The sequence below is a fragment of the Luteimonas sp. A537 genome (assembly GCF_054052065.1).
This window is the reverse complement of sequence record NZ_JBSVRH010000001.1, coordinates 471,587-492,956: the sequence shown is the minus strand read 5'-3', so window position 1 is coordinate 492,956 and position 21,370 is coordinate 471,587. Positions and strand designations below refer to the sequence as shown.

Below are 21,370 nucleotides of genomic sequence, written 5' to 3'. Positions count from 1 at the left end.
TGAAGTACCTCGCCGCTCCGTTGCTGCTCGCCTGCCTGGCGATGGTGCCGGCGCCATCGCAGGCCCGCGACACGGCTCCAGGCGCCGCGACCGCCAGCGACACCACCAGCGACACCAATGGCTACCGCCTGCCGGTGCCCGCGCTGCGCGCGATCGTCGACGCGCCACAGGTGCCGCGCCTGTCGCTGTCGCCCAAGCGCGACCTGATCGCCTACATGCAGGTGCCGTCGCTGCCGGGCATCGATGTCGTCGCCCAGCCCGAACTCAAGCTCGCCGGCCTGCGCATCCACCCGCGCACGCAGTCGGCCAGCGCCTTCAGCTTCATCGATGACCTCTGGCTGCAGTCCGTGGACGACGGCGCCGAGCGCCGCATCCAGGGCCTGCCGCAGCCGCTGGCGCTGGCGTCCCTGCAGTGGTCGCCGGACCAGCGCCACATCGCCTTCAGCCACGTCGACCAGCGCGCCGGGCACGTCGAGCTGTGGCTGGTCGACGTGGCCGCTGGACGCGCGCGGCGCTTGATCGAACAGCCGCTGGGCACAGTGGTCGGCAGCGGCTTCGACTGGCTGCCCGACGGCAGCGGGCTGATCGCGCTGCTGCGGCCCGAAGGGCAGGGCGCGGCGCCGGAAAGCGACGGCATTCCCCGCGGCCCGAACATCCAGCAGACCGACGGCGGCGGCCAGGTGCAGAGCCTGCGCACCTACCAGGACCTGTTGGGCAACCCGCATGACGAAGCCCTGTTCGCGTATTACATGACCCGCCAGCTGGCGCGGGTCGGGCTGGACGGGCGGGTCGCGCCGATCGGTGGGCCGGAGCTGTACGTGGGCGCATCGGTGTCGCCGGACGGCAGCCACTTGCTGCGCCAGCGCCTGGAGCGCCCGTTCTCCTACGTGGTGCCGTATTCGCGGTTCCCGCGGCGCATCGACGTGATCGGAATGGATGGCAGGTTGCTGCATACCGTGGCCACGCTGCCGCTGGTGGAAGGCCTGCCCACGGGCAATGACGCCGTGGCCACCGGCGTGCGCCGCATCGCGTGGCGCGCCGATGCGCCGGCGACGCTGGTCTGGGCCGAGGCGCAGGACGGCGGCGATCCCGCGCGCGAGGCGGCGGTGCGCGACCGCGTGTTCGCCCATGCCGCGCCCTTCACCGGCGAGCCCGGCGTGCTCGCCGACCTGTCGATGCGCTACGGCGGCGTGCGCTGGGGCCACGGCGGGTTGGCGCTGCTGACCGAATCCTGGCGGAAGACGCGGCAGACGCGCGAATGGCGGCTTGCCCCCGACAGCGCAGCCGCGCCCGTGCTGCTGCGCGAAGGCTCATACGAGGATCGCTATGCGGATCCCGGCACGCCGGTGATGCAGCTGGACGATCGCGGCTTCGCGCGACTGCTGACCACCGGCGGTGGCGAAACGATCTACCGCATCGGCGACGGTGCTTCGCCGGAGGGCGACCGGCCCTTCGTCGACCGGCAGGACCTGGCCGGTGGCGGCGTGGAGCGCCTGTTCCAGTCGGAGGCGCCCTGGTACGAAGCGCCGTTCGCGCTGCTGGATGCGGAGGCGTCGCGCATCCTCACCACACGCGAGTCCCCGGTCGAACCCGCGAACATCCTGCTGCGCACTCTCGGTGCCGCTGCGGATGCCGAACCGGTCGTACTGACCGACTTCCCGCATCCAACGCCCGAGCTGCGCGGCGTGAGCAAGGAGCAGATCCGCTATTCGCGCGCGGACGGCGTCGAGATGACCGCCGACCTGTACCTGCCGGCCGGCCATGACGCAAAGCGCGACGGCCCGCTGCCGATGCTGATGTGGGCCTATCCGCGCGAGTTCAAATCCGCGGATGCCGCAAGCCAGGTGCGCGGCTCGCCGCATCGCTTCAACCGCATCAGCTACTGGGGGCCGCTGGCCTGGCTGGCGCGCGGCTATGCCGTGCTCGATGGCCCGACCATGCCGATCATCGGTGAAGGCGACGCCGAGCCCAACGACACCTACGTGAAGCAGCTGGTCGCGAGCGCGCAGGCGGCCGTGGACGCAGTGGTGGAGCGTGGCGTGGCCGACCGCGACCGCATCGCCATCGGCGGGCATTCCTACGGTGCGTTCATGACCGCCAACCTGCTGGCGCACTCGGACCTGTTCCGCACCGGCATCGCGCGCAGCGGCGCCTACAACCGCTCGCTGACGCCGTTCGGCTTCCAGGCCGAAGAGCGCAACTACTGGCAGGCCACCGACGTCTACCACGCGATGTCGCCGTTCAACCACGCCGACAGCATCAACGAGCCGATGCTGATCATCCACGGCGAACAGGACAACAATTCCGGCACTTTCCCGATGCAGAGCGAACGCATGTACGCGGCGATCAAGGGCCTGGGCGGCACCGCTCGCCTGGTGATGCTGCCCAACGAGTCGCATGGCTACCGCGCGCGGGAGTCGATCCTGCACATGCTGGCGGAAACGGACGAATGGCTGGAAACGCACGTCAAGGACGCAGGGCCGAGGTAAGGCCGAAACGACGGAGGCGACGATGCAGGCTGGGCCGGCAGGCGTCCATCCATCTTCAACTGACGGGAGGACGGCCATGCCGTTGAGTGGGCGTATTGCAATTGTCACGGGTGCGGGCGGTGGACTTGGCCGCCAGCACGCCCTTTACCTTGCGCGCAAGGGCGCGCGCGTCGTGGTCAACGACATCGGGAGCGGGCAGGCCGAGGCCGTGGCCGCGGAGATCCGCGCTGCCGGCGGCGAAGCCCTTGTCGCGGCCGGTTCGGTTACCGACGAAGCCGCGGTCGCGGCGATGGTCGCGCACGCGCTCGAGACGTGGGGGCGCATCGACATCCTGGTCAACAACGCCGGCATCCTCCGCGACAAGAGCTTCGGCAAGATGGAGCTGGAGGCCTTCCGCCAGGTCGTCGACGTGCACCTGACGGGCGCGGCGATCTGTACCAAGGCGGTGTGGGAAACGATGCGCGCGCAGGGCCATGGGCGCATCGTGATGACCACGTCCTCGTCGGGGCTGTGGGGCAATTTCGGCCAGGCCAACTACGGCGCGGCGAAGATGGCGCTGGTCGGGCTGATGCAGACCCTGGCCATCGAGGGCGCCAAGTACGACATCCGGGTCAACTGCCTGGCGCCGACGGCGGCCACGCGGATGATGGAAGGCATCCTGCCGGAGGAGCAGCTGGCGGCGCTGGATCCGGCGCTGGTCAGTCCGGCGCTGCTGCCGCTGGTGGTGGAAGGCGCTCCGACGCGTGCGATCGTCTGCGCCGGCGGCGGGCATTTCGCGCGCGCGTACGTGACTCTCACCGAAGGCCGGTACATGGGTGCCGGCGACGATGCCGGTGAGCGCCTGATCGCCGAATGGGATGCGGTATCCGATCCGGCAGGCCAGGTCGTACCCGAGTACGGCTTCACCCAGGCCGAGCGCGAAGTGGCCAGCGCGCAGGCGCACGCGCCGCCGTCCGTGCCGGCCTGAGCGCCAATAAAACCTGTAGGAGCAGCTATAGCTGCGACCTGCGACCCGTGACCGGTAGCGATCGCAGCTATGGCTGCTCCTGCAAAAACGCGGGGAGGGGCTGCGGTCCGCAGCCCCCGGTCCTCAGAGCTTCGCGGCCTTGCGCAGCTCTTCGGCCTTGTCCGTCTTCTCCCAGGAGAAGGCGGTGGCGGTGTGCGTCTTGCCGGCGGCGTCCACATAGCTGACGTCCTGCGGCTTGCGGCCGAAGTGGCCGTAGCTTGCGGTGCGCTGGTAGATCGGGTGCACCAGGTCCAGCATCTTGATGATGCCGTAGGGGCGCAGGTCGAAATGGCGGCGGATCAGCTTCTCGATCACGTCGTCGCCGACCTTGCCGGTGCCGAAGGTGGTCACCGAGATCGAAGTCGGCTCGGCGACGCCGATCGCGTAGCTCAGCTGCACCTCGCAGCGGTCGGCAAGGCCCGCGGCCACCACGTTCTTGGCGACGTAGCGCGCGGCGTAGGCGGCCGAACGGTCGACCTTCGACGGATCCTTGCCCGAGAACGCACCACCGCCGTGGCGCGCCCAGCCGCCGTAGGTGTCGACGATGATCTTGCGGCCGGTGAGGCCGCAATCGCCCACCGGGCCGCCGATCTCGAACTTGCCGGTCGGGTTGATGTGGTACTTGGTGCCCTTGTGCAGCCACTTGGCAGGCAGCACGGGCTTGAGGATTTCTTCGCGCACGGCTTCGATCAGGTCCTTCTGCCTGATGCCCGGCGCGTGCTGGGTGGACAGCACCACGGCGTCGATGGCGGTGGCCACGCCGTCGTCATAGCGCAGGGTGACCTGGCTCTTGGCGTCCGGGCGCAGCCATGGCAGCGGCGACTTCCTCTTCTTGCGCACCTTGGCCTGCTGCTCGACCAGCCGATGCGACAGGTGGATCGCCGCGGGCATGAAGCTCGAAGTCTCGTTGGTGGCATAGCCGAACATCAGGCCCTGGTCGCCGGCGCCCATTTCCTCGGGCTTCTTGCGGTCCACGCCCTGCGCGATGTGCGGCGACTGCTTGCCGATCAGGTTCAGCACGCCGCAGGTGGCGCCGTCGAAACCGACGTCCGAGGAGTTGTAGCCGATGTCCAGGATCACCTTGCGTGTCAGGGCCTCGAGATCGATCCACGCGCTGGTGGTGATCTCGCCGGCCACGATCGCGACGCCGGTCTTGACCATGGTTTCGCAGGCCACGCGGGCAGCCTTGTCCTGGGTCAGGATGGCGTCGAGCACGGCGTCCGAGATCTGGTCGGCGATCTTGTCGGGATGGCCTTCGGAGACCGATTCGGAAGTGAACAGAAAGGACGGGCTGGTCATCGCGACTTATATCCCTTGATGCGGATGAAAGGATGGGCGGGCATGATACACGGGCGTGGAGCCATGTGCATTCTGCAGGCTGGCAATGATCCGGACGTAAAGGCGCGGTCCGGGCGCGTTGGCGTCCGGTTCACGCTGCGCCTGCCGCGCCTTGTCGCGCCATGCCGCGGGCTACCATTCGTCGATGGATTCCCTGACCCAGATTGTCCTTGGCGGCGCCGTTGCCGCGGCCATCGCACCCGCCGCCCACCGTCGCGCCGCGCTGCTCGCCGGCGCCGTGCTCGGCACCCTGCCCGACCTCGATTCGCTGCCGCTCCTGTTGCTCACCGACGACCCGGTGGCGCTGATGACCCTGCACCGGGGCGCCAGCCATTCGCTGTTCGTGCTGCCCTTGCTGGGCTGGTTGATCTGGGCGTTCTTCCGCCGCCGCGGCGGACGCGTGGCGGACGCGCCGCGACGATGGTTCTGGGCGATCCAGCTGGTCCTGCTGACCCATCCGCTGCTCGATGCCTTCACCGTCTATGGCACCCAGCTGCTGTGGCCGCTGCCGCTGCCACCGGTGATGTGGTCGAGCATGTTCATCATCGATCCGCTGTACACGATCTGGCTGCTGCTGGCCTGCATCGCGGCGTTTTTCTTGCGTGAACGCGTCGCCGCCCAGCGCGCGCTTGCCGTGGGTCTGCTGCTGAGCACCGCCTACCTCGGCTGGTCGATGGCGGCCAAGGCCATGGTCGAGCACGAGGCCGAGCGCGCGCTCGCCACCGTCGGCCTCGCCGATGCTCCGCGCCTGTCGGTGCCGATGCCGTTCAACACGCTCCTGTGGCGGGTGGTGGCGATGACGCCCGATGGATATGTCGAAGGCTTCCATTCGCTGGTTGCCGACAAGGGGCAGATGCGCTTCCAGGCCTGTCGGTCAGACCACGCCGCGCTGGTGCAGGCCGCGGACATCCCTGCCGTCGCCCGGCTGGCCTGGTTCAACCACGGCTTCATGGGCGTCCGCGAAGTCGATGGCGAACTGCTGCTGGCCGATCTGCGCATGGGCAGCGAGCCGGACTACTTCTTCGATTTTGCCGTCGCCCGCCGCGGCAGTGGCTGGCAGGCGATCCCGCCGCGGCAGCTGCGGGTCGAGCGCGACCTCGGTGCCACCTGGGACGCGACCTGGCAGCGGATCTGGAACGAACCGGCCGGTGGTCAGAACGCCGCGGCGGCCTGCACCCGGATGTAGCGCTTCCAGTCTTTGCACGCGCTGCGCTGCCGGCCCAGTTCCGCGGTGGCCTGCCAGCGGCAACCGCCGATGAAGCGGCGCCGCGGGTCAGGCGGCCGCTTCGAGGCCCGGCGCCACGCCTGCGGCCAGCGCGTCGAAATAGTCCCGGGTCAGGTCGATCTGCGCGCGCGCGGTTTCGGCGCGGTTGACCACGGCGCGGAAGGCGGCGTTCTCCGGGCGGTCCTTCGCGTACCAGCCCAGGTGCTTGCGCGCTATGCGAACGCCGGACTGTTCGCCGTAGAACGCGTGCAGTGCTTCCAGGTGGCCGAGCAGGATGTCGCGCACCTCGAGCAGGCGGGGCGGCGGCAGGCGTTCGCCGGTGGCGAGGAAGTGCGCGATCTCGCGGAAGATCCAGGGCCGCCCCTGCGCTGCGCGACCCACCATCACGGCGTCTGCGCCGGTGTGTTCCAGCACGGCGGCGGCCTTGTCGGGCGAGTCGATGTCACCGTTGGCGATGACCGGGATGCGCAGCCGTGACTTGACCTCGGCGATGGTGTCGTACTCGGCGTTGCCGGTGTAGTGCTGGTCCCGGGTGCGGCCGTGCACCGCGAGCGCCGCGACGCCGCAGTCCTCGGCGACGCGCGCGATCGCCACCGCGTTGCGCTGGTCCGCGGCCCAGCCGGTGCGGATCTTCAGAGTCACCGGCACGTCCACCGCCGCGACCACCGCCGAAAGGATGCGCGCCACCAGCGCCTCGTCGCGCATCAGCGCGGAGCCGGCCCAGGCGTTGCAGACCTTCTTCGCCGGGCAGCCCATGTTGATGTCGATGATGCGGGCGCCATGGTCGACGTTGTAGCGCGCGGCGTCGGCCAGCTGCTCCGGCTCGGTGCCCGCGATCTGCACGCCGACCGGATCGGGCTCGCCGGCATGGTCCATGCGCCGCAGCGATTTTTCCGTTCCCCAGAACCGCCGGTCGGAAATGGTCATCTCCGACATCGCGAGCCCGGCGCCCAACCGCTTGCACAGCAGCCGGAACGGCTTGTCGGTGACCCCGGCCATGGGCGCGAGGACCACGTCGGGGGCAATGATGTGGGGACCGATGCGCATGACGTTATTGTCGCCGATCGCGGCCGGCGTGCCGGCCGCAGGCGATGCCGGGTCAGCGTTCGAGGTGATAGAGCTCGAAGCCGTTGCCGTCGGCGTCGAGCACCATCAGCAGCTCCCGTGGCCCGATCCGGAGCAGCAGGCCGGCGCTGTCGTGCTCGCCGGGCAGCGAGGCATCGGGCCGTGCGATCCGCGTGTATGTGCGTGGCGCCTCCTCGTTGACCGTGCGCGCGCCGAGGAACGCCAGGCCCGGCCCGTCCATCGGGTACAGGCGCCCGCTGCGGCGCTGGGAGCCGCTGGTCTTGGCGAAGCGGTGGCCCGTGCCGGCGCTGCTGATGCGGGCGTCGAAGAATGGATAGCCGTAGCCCCTGCCGTCGCCGATCTGGATGGAGCGCACGCGCCAGTTGCCGTCGATGTCGCCCGGTGGGAGCGGATCCTGCGCGCGCGCGAGCAGGGCACGCGCCTCGCGTGACGCCTCGTCGGCGCCGGAGGCCGCGCTCCTGGCACGAGCCAGCGCATCGTCGACCATCGCCCGGTGCGCAGGCAGGACCGCGGCGTCCCATCCGGTCGCCGGCGGCAGCTCGGTGGGCTCCTGCAGGGGCCGCGCACGCTCCTCCGGCGTCGGCTCCGGCATGGGGCGATCAGGGCTTGCCTGCGCAGGCGTCGACGTCGCTGGTGGATCTGCCGGCGCGGGCGCGCTGTTGTTGGCGCAGGCTGAAAGCAGCACCACGGTGGCGGCGAGCAGGGCGGTCTTCATCGGGCGGTCTCCGTTGGGCTCCGCAGGCACGCTGCCGCAGCGGGGATGAGCCTGCGATGAAACAGAATGCGTGGATACGGGAGCGGCCGGGCGTCCAGGCCTGGATCAGTCCGGGAAGCGGGCGGCGACGTCGCCTGCAGACGGCATCGAGTCGGCCGCGCCCGGGCGCTCGGTCGACAGCGCGGCGTAGCGCGTGGCGAAGGTGACATGGCCGGCGAACGGCCGTGCCGGCGCCAGTGCCAGCGACGCCGCCAGCGCGCCGTTGAATGCATCGCCGGCGCCCGTGGTGTCGACCACCCGCACCTTGGCCGCCGGGCAGCGGTAATGGGGCAGGGCGTCGCCGCGCAGGCTGTCCTCGCGATGCGAGACGAAGCAGCCGGCGGCGCCGAGCGTCAGCACCACGGTGCCGCGCGGCAGCAGGGTCCGGCAGTGGCGGTGCAGGCGTTCGCCATCCATCGCGGCAAGGCGTGCCGGATCGACGCCGCCGCCGCAGTGCCGTGCCAGCAGGGCGGCGAACTCGGTTTCGTTCGGAGTGAGCAGTTCAGCCACGGCCAGCAGCTCGCGGCTGCAGGCGGCATTGGCAGGCGCCGGGTTGAGGATGGTGTGGGCGCCGCTGGCGCGCGCCAGGCGCAGCGCCTCGACGATGGCCTCGACCGGCGATTCGATCTGTGCCAGCACCACGTCCGCGGCGGCGATCGCCTCGCCCTGCGCAGCGACGAATCCGGGCGTCAGCGTGGCGTTCGCACCCGGGCCGATGACGATGCTGTTGCGGCCGCCGGCATCGACGAAGATGCCCGCGGTGCCGGTTGCTGCCTCGCTGTCCCGGGCGCGCAGGTCGATGCCGTGGGCGGCGGCCAGCCGGCGCCCCAGGCGGCCACCATCGTCGTCGCCCAGGGCGCAGACAAAGGCGGTGTCGGCGCCGGCGCGTGCCGCGGCCACCGCCTGGTTGAAGCCCTTGCCGCCGGCGCCGGTCGCGTACTCGCCCGCGAGCGTTGCGCCTGCCAGCGGCAGCTCCGCGCAGTGCCAGACGTGGTCGACGTTGAACGAGCCGACGACGACGACGCGAGACACGGTCCTGCCCCGCTCAGGCGCCGATGTGCGTCAGCACGCCGGCGATGGTCGCGGTCATCAGCGTGGCGACGGTGCCGCCAAGCACCGCGCGCAGGCCGAAGCGCGCCAGGTCCTGGCGGCGGTCGGGCGCGAGCCCGCCGATGCCACCGATCTGGATCGCGATCGAGCTGAAGTTGGCGAAGCCGCACAGCGCGTAGGTGGCGATCAGCCGGCCTTCGTCGCCCAGGCTCACGCCCTCCACGCGGCCGTTCACGATGTCGGCCAGCTGCAGGTAGGCCACGAACTCGTTGATCACCACCTTCTGGCCGATCAGCGAACCGACGGTGCCGGCATCGGTCCAGGGCACGCCGATCAGCCACGCCACCGGTGCCAGCACGTAGCCGAAGATCGTCGAGAGATCCGTGGGCTTGCCGATCGCGGCCGCCAGGCCGGTCACGTCGCCCAGCCAGGTCAGCGGCGCATTGATCATCGCGATCAGGGCGATGAAGGCCAGCAGCATCGCGCCGATGTTGAGTGCCAGCTTCAGGCCGTCGCCGGCGCCGGCCGCAGCGGCGTCGATCAGGTTGCTGGTGGTCTTCTCGACCTCCATCTTCACCGTGCCGCGGGTCAGCGGCTCGCCGGTCTCGGGGATCAGGATCTTGGCGATCACAAGCGTCGCCGGCGCGGCCATGATCGAGGCCGCGAGCAGGTGCTTGGCGTAGTACGCCTGCTGCGCCGGGTCGCCGGCACCGAGCATGCCGACGTAGGCCGCGAGCACGCCGCCGGCGATGTGGGCCATGCCGCCGATCATCATCGTGATCAGCTCGGACTCGGTCATGCGCGAGATGTAGGGGCGCACCGTCAGCGGCGCCTCGGTCTGGCCGATGAAGACGCTGGCGCAGACGCTGGTGGTCTCGGCGCCGGACACGCGCATCACCTTGGTGATCGCCAGCGCCATCACGCGGACGATGAACTGCATCGCGCCCAGGTGGTAGAGCACGGCCATCAGCGAGGCGAAGAAGATGATCGTCGGCAGCACCTGGAAGGCGAAGATGAAGCCGTAGGTCTGCACGTCCATCAGGCTGCCGAAGATGAATTCGGAGCCGGCGTTGACGAAGGCCAGCACCTGCACGAACAGCTGGCCCAACCAGTCGAAGACCTCGCGCCCGCCGGGCACCAGCAGCACCAGGGCCGCGAATGCGATCTGCAGGGTGACGCCGGTGCCGACCAGCTTCCAGTCGACGCGTCCCTTGTTGTTGGAGAACAGCCAGGTGATCCCGATGAGCACGGCCAGGCCAAACAGGCCGAAGCCAATCCGCGTCAACACTTCCATCGTGATCCCGATCCCCATGCTACGGCCGCGAGCGCGCGGCGACGGGGCAGCGTAGTGCAGGCCGGGGAGCCGGGCAACCGGAACTCAGGGATCGCGGGCGACGATCCGGTTGCCGCCGGGGGCCTTGGCGGACTTGAGCCGGCGGTCGGCGCAGCCGAGCAGGCCCGAGGTGCTGGCGCCATCCTGCGGCCAGGCGGCAAGGCCGGCGCTGAAGGTGAACGCGAAGGCGTCCTGGCCACGCTCGGGCAGGAACGGGCGCTCGGCCAGGGTGCGGCGCAGGCGGTCCAGGCGCTCCCACGCGCTGCCGACGGGGCAGTGCAGCACCATCACGAACTCCTGGCCGCCGATCCGGGCCAGGGATTCGTTGTCGGCAAGCATCTCGCTCATCGTCGAGGCGATGTGGCGCAGGGCCCTGTCTCCGGCCTGCGGGCCGGCCTCGTCGTTGACGCGCTTGAAGCGGTCGATGTCGAGCAGCACCAGGGTGAGCGAGGCGCTGGAATTGCGCGCAGTGGCGAAGACGTGCGGCATCCGCTGCAGCAGCCACGAGCGGTTGGGCAGGCCGGTCAGGCTGTCGTGTCCCGACAGCTCGACCAGCGACTGCATGCGACGGACGATCGCGACGGCCGTGCCGCTGGCGACCACCACCAAAAGCAGGCGCAGCGCGTGCGCACCCGGCGCGGCGGCGCCGGCGTCCGGTGGCACCAGGCCGTCGCCCGCCGAGGCGCGCATGGACAGCACCGCTGCCAGCGCCGCGTACTGCAGCAGGGCGAGTCCGCCGGCGAGCAGGGCCACGCGGCCGTCGGCACGCAGGGCGGTCAGGCCGATCGCCACCAGGTAGAACGACCAGGCGCCCACGTCGTGGATCCCGGTCGCAGCCTCCCTGGCCGCCAGCATCGCGAGCACCGTGGTGACCAGGGTGACGTCCCAGGCCGCGGTCGCGAACGGCAGCCACGGACGGTGCATGCGCGCGAGCACCAGCCACAGCAGCGACACCGCGCTGGCGAGCACCACCGCGCCCAGGTAGAAGAGGATCCGGCCCATGCCCGAGCCCGACGCCGCGGCGAGCAGTGGCAGCGGCAGCGCGAGCACGGTCAGCAGCAGGCGGATGCGCGCGACCAGGCGTTCGCCGCTCGCGGCCAGGTCGCGCATGACTTCGTCGGGCGGCGCCATCAGCTGCCGCAGCATGTCGCCGAACCTGCCTTCGTTGGCGTGCATCGTGCCGTGTCCCCTTGCCTGCGGGGTGAGGATAGCGCGGCGGCGCGCGTAGACTGCGTTCCCGGGCAGGCAAATGGAGTGACAAGCGATGGAATATCGCAGGCTTGGCGCCTCCGGACTGGCGCTGTCGGCGCTGTCCTTCGGCGCCTGGACGACGTTCGGCAAGGGGGTCGCGCGCGGCGAGGCGCGCAACCTGCTGGCCGCCGCCTGGGACCATGGCATCAATTTTTTCGACAACGCCGAGGGCTACGCCCACGGTGAGGCCGAGCGGGTAATGGGCGACGTGATCGTCGACCTGCGCCTGCCGCGCGACGGTTTCGCGGTGTCGAGCAAGGTGATGTTCGGCTCGGTCGCCGATCCGCGGCCGATGCAGAAGGGCCTGTCGCGCAAGCACGTGCACGACGCCTGCCACGGCGCGTTGAAGCGGCTGCGCGTGGACTACCTCGACCTGTACTTCTGCCATCGCCCCGATCCCGACGTGCCGGTGCTGGAAACGGTGGCGGCGATGGACACGCTCGTACGCCAGGGCAAGGTCATGTATTGGGGCACGTCGGAATGGCCGGCGGCGCTGGTCCGCGAAGCGCATGCGGCGGCGCGCGCCAACCACCTGCAGCCGCCGACCATGGAGCAGCCGCAATACAACCTGCTGCACCGCCGGCGCGTGGAACTGGAATACGCGCCGCTCTACGCCGAGCTGGGCATGGGCACGACGGTGTGGTCGCCGCTGGCCTCGGGGCTGCTGACCGGCAAGTACGACGGCGGCGTGCCCGGAGGGTCGCGGCTGGCGCAGGAAGGCTGGCTGCATGACCTGGTGATCGGCGAGGCCGGCGAGAAACGTCTCGAGCGGGCACGGCGCTTCACCGCGCTGGCCACGGAGCTGGGCGCGCGGCCCTCGGCGCTGGCCATCGCCTGGTGCCTGCGCAATCCGCACGTGTCCACGGTCATCCTGGGGGCAAGCCGCGTGGCGCAACTGCTGGAAAACCTCGAGGCGCTGGACCTGGAGGCGCGGCTGGAAGAGGGCGCATGGCGGCGGATCGAAGCCGCGACGGATGACTGAAATCCCCTGTTGACAGGCAAATGAGAATCATTAGCATTGGGTGCTCCCCTCGATGAGGAGCATTCGATGCTTGCCTCCCTTACCCACCCGACCAGCTTCGACGGCGCCACCGACGCGCCGTCCTGCGAGGCGCCGCCGACGCAGTGTGCCCATCAGGAAGAGATGGACAGCGCCGTGCTGCTGCATGGCCAGCGCGAGGTGCTCATCCGCCATGGCAACGAGGTCTATCGCCTCCGCCATACGCGCAACGACAAGCTGATCCTGACCAAGTAGCGCGCACGTCGCCAACGCGCAGCTGCTCCCATACCCCGGCTCGGCGATAATGGCGGACCGTCCTCCAGGAGCCAGCCGTCCATGACCCGCAAGACGATCCTCAACGATTCCCATCGCACACTCGGCGCGAAGATGGTGGACTTCGGCGGCTGGGACATGCCGCTCAACTATGGTTCGCAGATCGAGGAGCACCACGCGGTGCGCCGCGATGCCGGCATGTTCGACGTCTCGCACATGACCGTGGTCGACCTGCACGGCGCGCGCGTGCGCGACTTCCTGCGCAAGCTGGTCGCCAACTCGGTCGACAAGCTCAAGGTCCAGGGCAAGGCGCTCTACACCTGCATGCTCGACGACCAGGGCGGGGTGATCGACGACCTGATCATCTACCACCTTGGCGAGGACTTTCATCGGCTGGTGGTCAATGCCGCGACCCGCGACAAGGACCTGGCGTGGATCAACGCCCAGGCCGAAGCCTTCGGCGTCGAGGTCCGGGTGCGCGACGACCTTGCGATCATCGCCGTGCAGGGCCCGCAGGCGCGCGACAAGGTGCTCGGCCTGGTGCACGGGGACGATCGTGCCGCTGCAGGCAAGCTCGGCAAGTTCGCCAGCCGCGACGTCCGTTCGGTCGACGGCGCGCCGCTGTTCATCGCGCGCACCGGCTACACGGGCGAGGACGGCTTCGAGGTCGCGTTGCCGCAGGAGCACGCCGTGGCGTTCTGGGATGCGCTGGTCGCCGCGGGCGTGCGGCCCGCGGGCCTGGGTTCGCGCGACACCCTGCGCCTGGAGGCCGGGCTGCCGCTGTACGGCCAGGACATGGACGAGTCGGTCACGCCGTACGAAGCCGGCCTCGGCTGGACCGTGGCGCTGGACGAGGGTCGCGACTTCAACGGTCGTGCCGTGCTCGAGGCCCAGCGCGACCGTGGCGACGCGCGCCAGGTCGTCGGCCTGGTGATGGACGAGAAGGGCGTGCTGCGCCACGGCCAGAAGGTGCTCGCCGCGAGCGGCGAAGGCGAGATTCTCTCGGGCACCTTTGCACCGACGCTCGGCAAGTCGATCGCCCTGGCCAGGATCCCCGCCGGCGAGGCGGGCGACGTGCGCGTCGACATCCGCGGCCGCGAGGTTCCCGTGCGCGTGGTCGCCTACCCGTTCGTGCGCGACGGCAAGGCCCGCGAGGGCATTTGATTTCCACCCCGGGCGCTTCGCTACACTAGCCGTCCACCCCAGCCACGCTGTTTCCGGAGTACCAGCAATGAGCGATATCCCCGGCGATCTGAAATTCATGAAGTCCCACGAGTGGGCCCGCGTCGAAGGTGACGGCAAGGTTACCGTCGGCATCTCCGACCATGCCCAGGGCCTGTTGGGCGACCTGGTCTACGTTGACCTGCCCGGCGTTGGTGACAGCGTCCAGGCAGGCGTCGGCTGCGCCGTCCTGGAGTCGGTCAAGGCGGCGTCCGACATCTACGCACCGGTGTCCGGCACGATCGTCGAGGTCAACTCCGCGCTGGCCGATACGCCGGAGACGATCAACGAAGACGCCTTCGGCGAAGGTTGGCTGTTCGTGATCGAGGCGAGCGAGCCGGGCCAGATCGACGAGCTGCTTGCACCGGACGATTACGCCGCCCTGATCGAGGGCGACGACTGACGCATGCGTCGCTGCGCGGATGCGCGGCATCGTCTCGTGGAACGCCGGGCATTGCCCGGCGTTCCTGTTTTCGGGAGCTTGAAATGGCTGCCAAAGACTCGCGCACTTCCGCGCAAAACGGTCATTGCCGCGCCACCAACGGCGTCTTCGCGTCGTGCGCGTACACAAGACCTGCACACCGTCGAACCGGTTGCCGGCATCGCGTCGACGCATGCCCCGTGTTGCGCCGCGTGCGTTGACGGTTCCGGTCGCGACGTTCTGATACCGCTTAAAACAAGTGCTTTTGCGCGTGCATCTCGAAGTCTGTCGAACGCCGGCCCCGGGCTTGCCGCGGCGGCATCGATCGCTTGCAACGCGAAGGCTGGCGACCTGGACGCTTGCACGCCGGCCTTCGGGCGAAGACGGGTGTTGACAGGAAAAAAAAGCGTGATTAGGTTTCGGCACAACAACACGATGGTCACAGAAGAGAGTGAGTGCGACCCGGACAACAACGCGTGACACAACTCAGTCCTCCGCCCGGATGGTCGTAATGGTGGACTCAGGCGTTGTCTTCTTCGCGAAAACTCCAGGCCCATGCATGCATGCAACCCGCGGCGCGATGCGCAGCGGGTTTTTTCGTGCCAGGCAGCACCGGATCCGGAGCGACGCGCGCTGCGCGTCGTCGGTTGGCCGTGGGTCCGATACCCGCGGTGTGTTTCGTACTGGGCAGTAGTACCTGCAAGTTCCACTGACGAGGAGAGCCATCACATGGCCACTAAGAAAGTCGCAAAGAAGAAGGTCGCCAAGAAGGCGGCCAAGAAGACCGCCAAGAAGGCAGTGCGCAAGGCGGCACCGCGCAAGGTCGCGAAGAAGGCCACCAAGAAGGTCGCCAAGAAGAAGGTTGCAAAGAAGGTCGCCAAGAAGGCCGTGAAGAAGGCCGTGGCGAAGAAGGCCACCCGCAAGACCGCGAAGAAGGCGACCAAGAAGGCGGTGAAGAAGGTCGCAAAGAAGACCGCGAAGAAGGCCACCAAGAAGACCGCGAAGAAGGCGGTAAAGAAGGCCACCCGCAAGACCGCCAAGAAGGCTGCGAAGAAGACGGCCAAGAAGGCAGCGAAGAAGGTTGCCAGGAAGAGCCCGGCCAAGAAGGCAGCCAAGAAGGCCACCAGGAAGACTGCGAAGAAGGCGACCGGGAAAGCGGTGAAGAAGACCGCCGCGAAGAAGGCCGCTGCGAAGAAGGCTCCTGCAAAGAAGGCGGCGAAGAAGACCGTCCGCAAGGCTGCGACCAAAAAGACCGCCAAGAAGGCGGCGAAGCGTGCGCCGCGCAAGGCGAAGGCACCGGCCGTTTCGATCCCCACGGCGCCCCTGCCGCTGATCTGACCAGTCCCCGATTGCCGTCGACATGACCCCTCTCCCCGCAGCCCAGGCGGGGGAGGGGTTTTTTCATGTGCGCAAGGTCAGTCCGGCTTTGCGGCGGACGTGGCGGAGCCGCCGCTGCCCCTGGAATCCGACGCGGACGCACGGCCCACGGTAGTCGTGGCACGGTCGTGTGCCGCGGCATCGGCCAGCTGCAATTCGTCCACTTCCTCGAGGTCGACGTCCAGCCAACGCTGTGGACCCAGGCCGATCGCGCTGTCGAGGATCGTCGGCAGCAGGCCCGTGGGCAGGCTGCTCTCGCCGTTCCACAGAACCACCACGCCCAGGTCCCGCTCGGGCATCAGTGCCATCAGGCCGCGATAGCCCTGGACCGCGCCGGCGTGGAAGACGACGCGGTGCCCGGCATAGTCGTAAACGCGCCAGCCGAGCGCGTAGCCGGCGTCATTGAGGCGTTCGCGCCGCCAGCCCGAGCTGCGCATCTCGCGCGGCGTCGACACCAGGGGTTGCTGCAGGGTGGCCAGCAGCGGGGGCGGGAGCACGTCGGGGCGCCGCCCGGACTGCGCGATCAGCCATTGCGCCATGTCGCTGATGCTGGCGTTGACGCCTGCCGCCGGCGCGATCCGGTAGTAAGTCGGCTTGGGCGTGAGCGAACGCCAACCGCCGCCGGCGCGCACGTGCGGCTTTGCCCAGCGCGGACTGGCCTGGATGCCATCGAGTCCGTAGCTCGCGTCGTCCATGCCCAGCGGCTTGAAGATGCGGCCGGTCACGGCCTCGCTGAAGAACTGGCCGGTAGCCGCGAACACCACGTCGCCGACCAGGCTGAAGGCGACGTTCTGGTAGCTGTAGCACTCGCCGACGCCGCAGGTCATGGGTGCGTCGGCCAACCGCTGCACCAGGTTGCGATAGTCCGCGTTTCGCTCGATGTCGCGATCGTAAGTGTTGCGGCCCAGTCCCACGCGGTGGCTGAGCACGTCGGCGACGGTCAGCTTGCCGGCGGCATCGGGCCGGGAGAAGCGCAGCGCCGGCATGAAGTCGGCGACGTTGCTGTCCCAGCGCAGCGAACCTTCGGCGACCAGCAGGCCGGTCACCGTGCCCGCGAAGGGCTTGGACAGGGAGGCCAGGCGGAAGACGGTGTGCGCGTCAACCGGCTCGGCGGCGCTGACGTCGGTGATGCCATAGCCGCGCGCGCTGATCACTTCGCCCTTGTGGACGATGGCCATCGCCAGGCCGGGCACGCGCTGGTTGGCGACCACCGCCTGCGCCATCGCCTCGAAGCGTGCGGCGTCGAAGCCGCTGGCCAGCGGCATGGATGCGGTGCCAGGCGGCAGCAGCGGCGAACTGCCGCCGGTCACGGGTGTCGAATGCGTGGCTGGCGCGGCCAGCGCATCGGCCGGCAGTTGCCACTGGAGCTCCGCCTGTGCCGCCGTCCCGGCCGCTATCGGGGTCAGGCATGCAAACAGGCCGGCAGCAAGGAGAAGGCGGCGAGGCGTTCGCGCTGCGTCTTTCATCGGGCGTTTTCCCTGCGTATGCTGCGACTGCGGGGTGATCATATGCCCCCGGTTCCGCATTTGCATGAACAAGGGGAGCTTTGATGTCCAGCCTACTGATCCTGCTCGTAATTGCCGCCGTGGTCGTGGTTGCGTTGATGTGGGGCGTCGGCATCTACAACGGCCTCGTCACCGCCCGCAACGCATTCAAGAACGCTTTCGCGCAGATCGACGTGCAGCTGCAGCGCCGCTTTGACCTGATCCCGAACCTGGTCGAGACCGCCAAGGGCTACCTCACGCACGAGCGCGAGACGCTGGAGGCGGTCATCGCCGCGCGCAGCGCCGCGATGTCGGGACTGTCGGCCGCCAAGGCCAATCCGGGCGATGCTGCGGCGATGGCCGAGCTCGGCCAGTCGCAGGGCCTGCTCAACGGCGCCCTCGGGCGGCTGATGATGGTTGCCGAGGCCTATCCGGACCTCAAGGCCAACCAGAACATGATGCAGCTCACCGAAGAGCTGACCTCCACCGAGAACCGCGTCGCCTTCGCGCGCCAGGCCTACAACGACTCGGTGATGGCCTACAACATCAAGCGCGAAGTGTTCCCGTCCAACATCCTCGCCGGCATGTTCAATTTCGATGCCGCGGCGCTGCTGGAGATCCCGGCCGACAAGGCCGAGGTCCGCGAGGCGCCGAAGGTCCAGTTCTAGCGCGCGATGAACTTCTTCGAGCAGCAGGCGCAGGCCCGCCGCAGCAGCACGCGCCTGTTCGTCCTGTTCGCGATGGCGGTGCTCGGCATCGTGCTGGCGATCGACGTCGCGGTTGCGTTCGTGGTGGGTCCCGACTGGGGCGTGCTCGCGTTCACCACCCTGGCCACGCTGGCGGTGATCGGGCTGGGCTCGATGTACCGGCTGGCCTCGCTGCGCGGCGGCGGTGACGTCGTGGCACTGCAGTTGGGCGGTACGCCGGTTCCGCAGGACTCGACCGATCCCTCGCTGCGCCGGCTGCGCAACGTGGTCGAGGAGATCTCGATCGCCTCGGGCGTGCCGGTGCCGAGCCTCTACGTGCTCGAGAACGAGGCCGCGATCAACGCCTTCGCCGCCGGCTACTCGACCAGCGACGCGGCGGTCGCGGTGACGCGTGGCGCGCTGGACCGCCTCAACCGCGACGAGCTGCAGGGCGTGATCGCGCACGAGTTCAGCCACGTCCTCAACGGCGACATGCGCCTGAACATCCGCCTGATGGGCGTGCTGTTCGGCATCCTCATGATCAGCCTGATCGGGCGCAAGGTGCTGTACCTGGGCGGTGGTCGCAGCCGCAACGCCGCGGCGGTGATGGTGGCGGCGCTGGTCGCGCTGGCGGTCGGCAGCATCGGCATGTTCTTCGCACGGATGATCAAGGCCAGTGTCAGCCGCTCGCGCGAGCGCCTGGCCGATGCCTCGGCGGTGCAGTTCACGCGCCAGACCGCGGGCCTGGCCGGCGCGCTGAAGAAGATCGCCGGCCTGCCCGACGGCGCGCGCCTGAGCGACAAGGCCGATGCCGAGGAGGCGAGCCACATGCTGTTCGGCGACGGCGTCGGTTTCAGCGGCCTGTTCGCGACCCACCCGCCGATCCTCGAACGCATCCAGGCGCTGGAGCCGGGCTTCCGCGGCGAGCAGCTCGAGCGCATGCGCAGCCAGTGGGCGCTGGCGCCGCCGTCGGGCCTGCAGGAAGACCGGATGATGGGCCTGGACGCGCATGCCGGCGTGCTGCCGGCACGCGATGGCCTGCTCGACGTCACCCCGCCCATGGTGTCCGCCCAGGTCGGCAGCCCCGAAGCCGACGACTACCACCGCGCCGACGCGATCGTCCACGGCATGCCCGAAGCCCTGCGCACGCTTGCGCGTTCGCGCGAGGCGGTGCTGCCGCTGGTGCTCGGCCTGCTGCTTGATGGCGACGCCACCATCCGCGGGCACCAGCGGGCCGAGATCGCCGCGCGCCTGGGCGATGGGGTGGCCCAGGGGGCGCTGGCGCTGCACGGCGGCGACCTGGTCGCCCTGCACCCGATGCAGCGCCTGCCGCTTGCCGCGATCGCGTTCCCGGTGCTGCGGCGGCGGCCGCGGCCCGAACTCGAGGCCTTCCTCGATACCGTGCACGCGGTCGTCCACTGCGACGGACGGGTGTCGCTGTTCGAGTACTGCATGGCGCGCCTGCTCGAGGTGCAGCTGCGGGAGTCGCTGGATCCGCGGCGCCACGCGCGCTTCGGCCGCCGCAAGCCGGGCAGCGTGCGCCAGGAGTTCGCGACCCTGCTCGCGGTGGTGGCGCAGGCCGGCAGTCCCGACGACCCCGCGGCCGCGCAGCGCGCCTATCTCGCAGGCCTGCAGCGCGTGCTGCCGCGCGACCACGTGGCCTACGCGCCGCCGGCCGCCGGCGTGCTCGCGCTTGACGAGGTGTGGCCCGCGCTCGATGCGCTGGAACCGCTGGCCAAGCAGGTGATGGTCGAAGCGGTGACCGCGGCGGCCAGCCACGACGGGCGCATCTCGGTCGCCGAATCCGAGCTGCTGCGCACGATCTGCGGCGTGCTGCACTGTCCACTTCCGCCGGGGCTGGAAGCCGTGGCCTGAGGCGGGGCTGATGGCGCGCCGGCGCGCGCCAAGGTGGCGGCGACGGTCGCCGATCGGATAACGTGCCGCCACGACGGCGGCGACTGCAAGGCAAGGGTTCGATGATCAACGATCAGTCGGGTGCCGACAGGCAGCTGGGACGCTTCCGGGCCGCGCTCGTCGCATCGCCGCCGCTGTGGTGGGCGATGCTGTATTTCTTCAGCCTGCTGTGCGGCTACTACGTGCTGCGCCCGGTGCGCGATGCGATGGGGGCGTCGTCCGATGCCGCAGCGGTGTTCCCGCGCGGACTGATCGCACTCGGCGAGCGCTTCGGCATCGAAGTCGGCGAGTTCACCCTGCAGCTGCTGTTCACCGCCACCTTCATCGCGATGGTGCTGCTGCAGCCGCTGTACGGCGCGCTGGTGTCACGCTTCCCGCGAAGGGTCTTCCTGCCGGCGGTGTACCTGGTGTTCATCGCCTGCCTGCTGGGCTTCTGGTGGGCGTTCGACAGCGGCATCCCGGGGCGCGGTGCGGTGTTCTTCGTCTGGGTGGCGGTGTTCAACCTGTTCGCGGTGACCGTGTTCTGGAGCTTCATGGCGGACGTGTTCGACAACGCCAACGCCAAGCAGTTCTACGGTTACATCGGGGCCGGCGGCACCATCGGTGCGCTGGTCGGCCCGGCGATCACCCGCTTCCTGGTCGGTCCGGTGGGCGTCGCCAACCTGCTGCTGGTGTCGGCCGGCTTCCTGGCCGTGTGCCTGCTGTGCATCATCAAGCTGCGTCCATGGGCCCTGGCGCGCGAGCGCAGCCACGGCGGGAGTGCCGATGGCCGGGCGATGGGCGGCTCGATCCTGGCCGGCCTGAGGCTGGTCTGGCAGCGGCCGCTGCTGCGCGCGCTGGCGGTGCTGATGTTCTTCGGAGTCGGCGTCGGCACCCTGCTGTACAACGAGCAGGCGGCGATCGTGCGCGCCGCCTTCGACACCGCAGAGGAGCGCGCGGCGTTCTACTCGATGCTCGACTGGGCGATCAACGGCCTGACCATCGCCATCCAGCTGCTGCTGACGCGCTTCCTGCTGCAGCGCTACGGCATCGCACCGCTGCTGCTGCTGCCGGCGTTGGCGATCGTGCTCGGCTTCGCGGCGCTGTCTGCGTCGCCACTGCCGATGCTGGTGGCGATCGTGCAGATCGTGACCCGTGCCAGCGAGTTCTCGCTGGCCAAGCCGGCGCGCGAGACCCTGTACACCCGCGTGGAGCGCGAGGAGCGCTACAAGGCCAAGGCGGTGATCGATACCGCGGTCTACCGCGGCGGCGACCTCGCCTTCGTCTGGGTGCACAAGGCGCTGGCGGTGCTGGGCTCGGGCATGGTGTTCCTCGCCGGCCTGGGCGTTGCGCTCGGCATGGCCTACGGCGCATGGCGCGTGGTGCGCGCGGAGCGCGTGCTTCCGCAGGACCCCGGCGCGGGCCCCGTGGATGGACAGCGCAAGCCGACGTGATCTGGTCGAAGCCGGCCGCGCCTACGCTG

The 21,370-nt window shown here is 69.5% G+C and carries 18 protein-coding genes; 10 read left to right on the top strand and 8 right to left on the bottom strand.

Annotation, left to right across the window (positions count from 1 at the left end):
- The first annotated feature begins 41 nt into the window (after positions 1 to 41).
- Together ACW7GZ_RS02290 and ACW7GZ_RS02285 are read left to right on the top strand one after the other, a co-directional pair.
- Entirely contained in the window at positions 42 to 2,489 is a 2,448-nt protein-coding gene (locus ACW7GZ_RS02290) for a S9 family peptidase (RefSeq protein WP_457002811.1), read from the top strand.
- Between the two features lie 76 nt (positions 2,490 to 2,565).
- Positions 2,566 to 3,456, top strand: coding sequence for an SDR family NAD(P)-dependent oxidoreductase (locus tag ACW7GZ_RS02285; RefSeq protein WP_457001263.1), 891 nt, complete (start codon positions 2,566 to 2,568; stop codon positions 3,454 to 3,456).
- A gap of 123 nt (positions 3,457 to 3,579) precedes the next feature.
- Here the strand turns inward: ACW7GZ_RS02285 and metK are convergent, their stop codons facing one another.
- Positions 3,580 to 4,794, bottom strand: coding sequence for a methionine adenosyltransferase (gene metK, locus ACW7GZ_RS02280; RefSeq protein ID WP_457001265.1), 1,215 nt, complete (start codon positions 4,792 to 4,794; stop codon positions 3,580 to 3,582).
- Between the two features lie 184 nt (positions 4,795 to 4,978).
- Between metK and ACW7GZ_RS02275 the strand changes: the two genes are divergently transcribed.
- Positions 4,979 to 6,019: a metal-dependent hydrolase gene (locus ACW7GZ_RS02275; RefSeq protein ID WP_457007579.1), complete on the top strand. Its 1,041-nt coding sequence runs from the start codon at positions 4,979 to 4,981 to the stop codon at positions 6,017 to 6,019.
- An 87-nt stretch (positions 6,020 to 6,106) separates the two neighbouring features.
- On the opposite strand, the gene dusB is transcribed toward ACW7GZ_RS02275, so the two are convergent.
- The 5 genes from dusB to ACW7GZ_RS02250 form a co-directional block, all read right to left on the bottom strand.
- Positions 6,107 to 7,105: a tRNA dihydrouridine synthase DusB gene (gene dusB, locus ACW7GZ_RS02270; protein ID WP_457007577.1), complete on the bottom strand. Its 999-nt coding sequence runs from the start codon at positions 7,103 to 7,105 to the stop codon at positions 6,107 to 6,109.
- Between the two features lie 52 nt (positions 7,106 to 7,157).
- Positions 7,158 to 7,859, bottom strand: a complete 702-nt coding sequence (locus ACW7GZ_RS02265; RefSeq protein WP_457007575.1) for a DUF4893 domain-containing protein — start codon at positions 7,857 to 7,859, stop codon at positions 7,158 to 7,160.
- A gap of 105 nt (positions 7,860 to 7,964) precedes the next feature.
- The gene (locus ACW7GZ_RS02260; protein WP_457007573.1) at positions 7,965 to 8,930 is read right to left on the bottom strand and encodes a ribokinase; all 966 of its coding nucleotides are present in this window, start codon (positions 8,928 to 8,930) and stop codon (positions 7,965 to 7,967) included.
- 13 nt (positions 8,931 to 8,943) lie between these two features.
- Complete coding sequence (locus ACW7GZ_RS02255) at positions 8,944 to 10,242, bottom strand: NupC/NupG family nucleoside CNT transporter (RefSeq protein WP_457001274.1); 1,299 nt, start codon at positions 10,240 to 10,242, stop codon at positions 8,944 to 8,946.
- An 84-nt stretch (positions 10,243 to 10,326) separates the two neighbouring features.
- Positions 10,327 to 11,457 (bottom strand): diguanylate cyclase domain-containing protein, encoded by a 1,131-nt coding sequence (locus ACW7GZ_RS02250; RefSeq protein ID WP_457001276.1) that lies wholly within the window; start codon positions 11,455 to 11,457, stop codon positions 10,327 to 10,329.
- 88 nt (positions 11,458 to 11,545) lie between these two features.
- On the opposite strand from ACW7GZ_RS02250, the gene ACW7GZ_RS02245 reads away from it, so the two are divergent.
- From ACW7GZ_RS02245 to gcvH, 4 genes are all read left to right on the top strand, one after another.
- Positions 11,546 to 12,514, top strand: a complete 969-nt coding sequence (locus ACW7GZ_RS02245; protein ID WP_457007571.1) for an aldo/keto reductase — start codon at positions 11,546 to 11,548, stop codon at positions 12,512 to 12,514.
- Positions 12,515 to 12,580: 66 nt separating this feature from the next.
- Positions 12,581 to 12,787, top strand: coding sequence for a hemin uptake protein HemP (gene hemP / locus ACW7GZ_RS02240; RefSeq protein WP_457007569.1), 207 nt, complete (start codon positions 12,581 to 12,583; stop codon positions 12,785 to 12,787).
- A gap of 81 nt (positions 12,788 to 12,868) precedes the next feature.
- Positions 12,869 to 13,969, top strand: coding sequence for a glycine cleavage system aminomethyltransferase GcvT (gene gcvT, locus ACW7GZ_RS02235; protein WP_457007567.1), 1,101 nt, complete (start codon positions 12,869 to 12,871; stop codon positions 13,967 to 13,969).
- Positions 13,970 to 14,036: 67 nt separating this feature from the next.
- Positions 14,037 to 14,429 (top strand): glycine cleavage system protein GcvH, encoded by a 393-nt coding sequence (gcvH, locus tag ACW7GZ_RS02230; protein ID WP_457001283.1) that lies wholly within the window; start codon positions 14,037 to 14,039, stop codon positions 14,427 to 14,429.
- Positions 14,430 to 15,172: 743 nt separating this feature from the next.
- On the opposite strand, the gene ACW7GZ_RS02225 is transcribed toward gcvH, so the two are convergent.
- Together ACW7GZ_RS02225 and ACW7GZ_RS02220 are read right to left on the bottom strand one after the other, a co-directional pair.
- Positions 15,173 to 15,574 carry a hypothetical protein gene (locus tag ACW7GZ_RS02225; RefSeq protein WP_457007969.1) on the bottom strand — a complete coding sequence of 134 codons (402 nt, stop codon included), beginning with the start codon at positions 15,572 to 15,574 and terminating at the stop codon, positions 15,173 to 15,175.
- A gap of 288 nt (positions 15,575 to 15,862) precedes the next feature.
- Positions 15,863 to 17,290: a serine hydrolase domain-containing protein gene (locus tag ACW7GZ_RS02220; RefSeq protein WP_457001287.1), complete on the bottom strand. Its 1,428-nt coding sequence runs from the start codon at positions 17,288 to 17,290 to the stop codon at positions 15,863 to 15,865.
- Between the two features lie 83 nt (positions 17,291 to 17,373).
- On the opposite strand from ACW7GZ_RS02220, the gene ACW7GZ_RS02215 reads away from it, so the two are divergent.
- The 3 genes from ACW7GZ_RS02215 to ACW7GZ_RS02205 all read left to right on the top strand — a co-directional run bounded on the left by ACW7GZ_RS02215 (position 17,374) and on the right by ACW7GZ_RS02205 (position 21,341).
- Positions 17,374 to 17,976: a LemA family protein gene (locus tag ACW7GZ_RS02215; RefSeq protein ID WP_343280939.1), complete on the top strand. Its 603-nt coding sequence runs from the start codon at positions 17,374 to 17,376 to the stop codon at positions 17,974 to 17,976.
- Between the two features lie 6 nt (positions 17,977 to 17,982).
- Complete coding sequence (locus ACW7GZ_RS02210) at positions 17,983 to 19,869, top strand: M48 family metallopeptidase (protein ID WP_457001289.1); 1,887 nt, start codon at positions 17,983 to 17,985, stop codon at positions 19,867 to 19,869.
- Positions 19,870 to 19,973: 104 nt separating this feature from the next.
- Positions 19,974 to 21,341, top strand: a complete 1,368-nt coding sequence (locus ACW7GZ_RS02205) for an NTP/NDP exchange transporter (RefSeq protein WP_457002813.1) — start codon at positions 19,974 to 19,976, stop codon at positions 21,339 to 21,341.
- The last annotated feature ends 29 nt before the right edge of the window (positions 21,342 to 21,370 follow it).